Source organism: Mesorhizobium sp., assembly GCF_024509055.1.
Taxonomy (GTDB): Bacteria; Pseudomonadota; Alphaproteobacteria; order Rhizobiales; family Rhizobiaceae; genus Mesorhizobium.
In genome coordinates, this window is sequence record NZ_JANINM010000145.1 from 1 (window position 1) to 3,956 (window position 3,956).

Annotated in this window: 4 protein-coding genes and 1 pseudogene; 4 read left to right on the forward strand and 1 reads right to left on the reverse strand. The window is 65.2% G+C overall.

Annotated features, from left to right (window positions below):
* Positions 1–327: pseudogene (locus Q0L57_RS07640) on the forward strand (gfo/Idh/MocA family oxidoreductase); the annotation flags it as partial.
* A gap of 9 nt (positions 328–336) precedes the next feature.
* Positions 337–1,284: an alpha/beta hydrolase gene (locus Q0L57_RS07645; RefSeq protein ID WP_296740556.1), complete on the forward strand. Its 948-nt coding sequence runs from the start codon at positions 337–339 to the stop codon at positions 1,282–1,284.
* Positions 1,285–1,337: 53 nt separating this feature from the next.
* Here Q0L57_RS07645 and Q0L57_RS07650 read toward each other — a convergent pair whose 3' ends face one another.
* On the reverse strand, positions 1,338–2,360 hold the full coding sequence (locus Q0L57_RS07650; protein WP_296740558.1) for a LacI family DNA-binding transcriptional regulator: 1,023 nt from the start codon (positions 2,358–2,360) through the stop codon (positions 1,338–1,340).
* Between the two features lie 234 nt (positions 2,361–2,594).
* Here Q0L57_RS07650 and Q0L57_RS07655 point away from each other — a divergent pair, with 234 nt between their 5' ends.
* Positions 2,595–3,542, forward strand: coding sequence for a sugar kinase (locus Q0L57_RS07655; protein ID WP_296740561.1), 948 nt, complete (start codon positions 2,595–2,597; stop codon positions 3,540–3,542).
* A partial coding sequence (locus Q0L57_RS07660; RefSeq protein ID WP_296740563.1) for a class II D-tagatose-bisphosphate aldolase, non-catalytic subunit occupies positions 3,539–3,956 on the forward strand: 418 nt, incomplete at its 3' end. The genes Q0L57_RS07655 and Q0L57_RS07660, both read left to right, overlap by 4 nt.

A 3,956-nucleotide genomic window follows, 5' to 3' on the forward strand; every position in this document is an offset into this window, starting at 1 on the left:
GACACGTTCGGCGGCACGGTCTCGCTCTCCGCGCGCGGCGCCGACTGGAAGGATTTCGAGAGCGAAGGTGAGCTCTACGGCGCGCGCAACTGGCCCTACGCCGCGCCCGATCGCGCCAATTACCGCATGCTCGGCGTCGCCGATCTGGCGCGGTCGTTGTCGGAAGGCGGGAAGCCGCGCGCTTCCGGCGAGCTGGCGCTGCATGTGCTGGAAATCATGGAAGCGATCCTTGCCTCCGGCGAGAGCCGCAATTCGGTCGCGGTCGTCGGCGCGGTCGACCAGCCGCCGCTGCTCGGCGAGGACGAGGCGGCGAGCCTGCTCGCCTGAGGCTTCACGATGCCATCGCTCGACCCACAGGCACAGCGCGTCCTCGAACTCGGCCGGCAGGAGAGCGAGCCACCTTTCGAGGCTGGCACGCCGCAACAAGCGCGGCGCGCCTACGAGAGCGGTTTCCCCGGCCTGCAGGGCGATAAAGAGCCAGTCGCCGAGGTCGCCGAGCGGAGCATCGCGGGGCCAAGCGGGCCGCTCAGGCTGCGTATTTACCGCGGGCAGGGCGCGCCCCTGGCCGATGCCCCGGCGCTGCTCTATCTGCATGGCGGTGGCTGGGTGATCGGCAATCTCGATTCGCACGATGAGATCTGCCGCTGGTTCGCCAACATAGCAGCGTGCGTCGTCGTCTCGCCCGATTACCGGCTGGCGCCGGAGCACAAGTTTCCGGCGGCGGTCGAGGATTGCCGCTCAGTGCTTTCCTTCATGCGGGAAGCGGCCGGCGATCTCGGCGTCGACGGTGCTCGCATCGCCGTTGCCGGCGACAGCGCCGGCGGCAATCTCGCCACCGTGCTGGGCCTTCTCTCGCGAGACGACGGTCCGCGGCTGACCGCGCAGCTTTTGCTTTACCCGAACACCGATGCGTCTCAGACGGCGGACAGCTATCGTCGCTTCGGCGAGGGTTTTGGCCTGACGGCGTCGACCATGGCCTGGTTCCGCGACCACTACATTCGCGATACCGCGGATATCGACGACTGGCGCGTTTCGCCGCTCAGGGCGAAGAACCTGGCCGGTGCTCCACCGGCGTTCGTCGCGATCGCCGGCCACGACATCCTCGCCGACGAAGGCGAGGCCTACGCCAAACGGCTTGAAGAGGCCGCCGTGCCGGTCGTGCTGAGGCACTGGCCGGGGCAGATCCACGGTTTCGTTTCCATGGGCCGTCACGGGCAGGCATCGCGGCAGGCCGTCGAGGCTGCGGTTGCCACGTGGCGGGAGTTCGACCCTGCTTTCGGCTAGGGCAATTTCAGGAAAAGTGTGAAGCGGCCTTCCGCGCGGAAATGCTCTAGCTCTCAGGCCGACTGGCGCATCACCAGCGTCGCGTCCAGGTTGACCTTTGCCGTGACCTTGGCTCCGTCCTCGTCGAGCAACGCCAGCAGCGTCTCGACGCTGCGTCCGGCCATGGCAGCAAAATCCTGCGCCATGGTGGTAAGCGCAGGGCAGGTGTAGCGGCTGAGCGGATGGTCGTCATGCGCGGCGACCCGCAGGTCGCAATCCGCCTTGCGGCCCACTCTCAGGCCCTTCGAAAAAGCCGCCGCCATGACACCAAAGGCAAGGCGGTCGTTGGCGCAGAGAATGGTCTTGCCCGGCAGGCCACCATTGCCGAGCATCCTCTCCGTCTGCTCGTAGCCGATGCGCTCGAAATCCCATGTGTAGTCGTCGGTGTTGCCGAAGACGACCGGCTGCTGGCCGAGCCGGCGCATTGCGTCGGCATAGTTCTCCACCCGCTCTCGCGAATTGTGGTTGACATGCGGGATGTCGAAATAGACGGGGGCGTCGCCCGAGCGACAGAGATAATCGACGATGGTTGACATGCTCTGCACGTTGTTGTTGCCGACAAAGGGTGTGTCGCCTTCGAGGTAGGTGTCGAAATAGACGATCGGGATCGCCTGCGTCAGCTTCTCGATCGCCCGCCGGTCGGAGCGCCGGCCGAGCGGCGCGATCAGCGCCCCGGATACCTTCAGTGACAGTATGGTCCGCGTCGCCTCGGCTTCGAGCTCGCTCGATCCGTGCGAGGAAATCACGATCGGCCAGTAGCCTTCGTCGCGCAGCCTCAGTTCGATGCGGCTGACCATTTCCGAATAGAACGGGTCGGCGACCGTCGGCACGACGATGCCGATGCTGCGCGTGCGCTTGCGATTGAGGTTCCGGGCGAAAAGATTGGGCTGGTAGTCGGATGAGCGCAGCGCTTCCTCGATGCGCTTTCGCGTCGCCGGTTTGACGCTGGTCGGATCGTCGAAATATTTCGATAGTGTCGGTCTTGAGACGCCGCAGGAACGGGCGAAATCCTCCATTGTCTTGTGCGTCATCGGCATTCCAACCCTCGCGACATGGAATCCTTGGTCCCATGCGCTGCCCTGGCGCCTACATAGGGCGCGCCAGCGCGCGACTGCAAGTTGAAACTTTACAGACAAGTTTGCAAGTTTCAACGCGTTGGGTGAAATTATTCCACGCGTAAATTTATTAATTGACGTGAAAAAGAACGAGCCGTATTCAATTTTAGGCATGCGCGGAGAGCGGGCTTCGCCGACGAAATGCCGGAGGATGTGATGAAGAAGCTGGTTTCAGCCGGCGAGATCCTCGTCGAGATCATGGCCGAACGGATCGGCCAGAGCTTTCTCGAACCTGGGCCGCTGGTCGGACCCTTTCCGTCCGGCGCGCCGGCCATATTCATCGGCCAGGCGGCGGCGCTCGGCCAGCCCGCGGGTCTCGTCGGCGCCGTCGGCAAGGACGATTTCGGCCAGTTGAACATCGATCGGCTGCGCACTCTGGGCGCCGATGTTTCAGCGATCGCCGTCCATGAAGGCCATGCGACCGGCACGGCCTTCGTCACCTATCGGGCAGACGCGTCCCGGCATTTCGTCTTCAACATCCGCAACAGCGCCGCCGGCCTGCTGGACATGGACGACGCCGCCCGGCGGCTGCTTGCCGGCGCCGATCACGTCCATGTCATGGGCTCTTCGCTGTTTTCGGATCGTGCTACGGACGTCGCGCTCGCCGCGATCGTAGCCGTCAAGGCCAGGGGCGGCACAGTGTCCTTCGACCCGAACATCCGCCGTGAGATCATGCAGGCTTCCGGGATGCGCGAGGCGCTCGACCAGGTGCTCGCGCAGACCGATGTCTTCTTGCCTAGCGGCAGCGAGTTGTTCCTGTTCTCGACGGCCAGCGACGAGCAGGGCGCGGTCGACGACCTTTTGGGGCGGGGCGTCTCATGCATCGTTCTGAAGAAGGGCGCCGACGGCGCTGCCTACCATGACCGGCAAGGCACGGTCACCATGCCCGGCTTTGCGGTCGAAGAGGTAGACCCGACCGGCGCCGGCGACTGCTTCGGCGCCGCCTTCGTTTCCTTCTGGCTGCGTGCCGCGGCGCCAGCCGAAGCGCTCCGCATCGCCAATGCCTGCGGTGCGCTCGCGGTCACGCGCAAGGGGCCGATGGAGGGCATCCATCGGCTTGCCGATGTCGAGGCCTTCATCGCCAGGGCAGGGGCAAGCGCATGAGCGCGACCGAGAGATTTGCGGGGATCGCCGCGCGGCGAGCGGCGGGCAGCAGGGGCGGCATCGCTTCGATCTGCTCGGCCCATCCGCTGGTGATCGAGGCGACGCTACGCCACGGTGCCGCTTATAGTTCGGATGTATTGATCGAGGCGACCTGCAACCAGGTCAACCACGAAGGCGGCTATACAGGCATGACGCCCGCGGCCTTCCGAACTTTCGTTGAAGACCATGCGGCGAGCACCGGCTTCCCTCTCGACCGGCTGATCCTCGGCGGCGACCATCTTGGCCCCAATCCGTGGAAGCATCTGCCCGCCGCCGAGGCGATGAAGAAGGCCGCGGCGATGATCGACGCTTATGCCGAAGCCGGCTTCACCAAGCTGCATCTCGACACCAGCATGGCCTGCGCCGACGATCCGG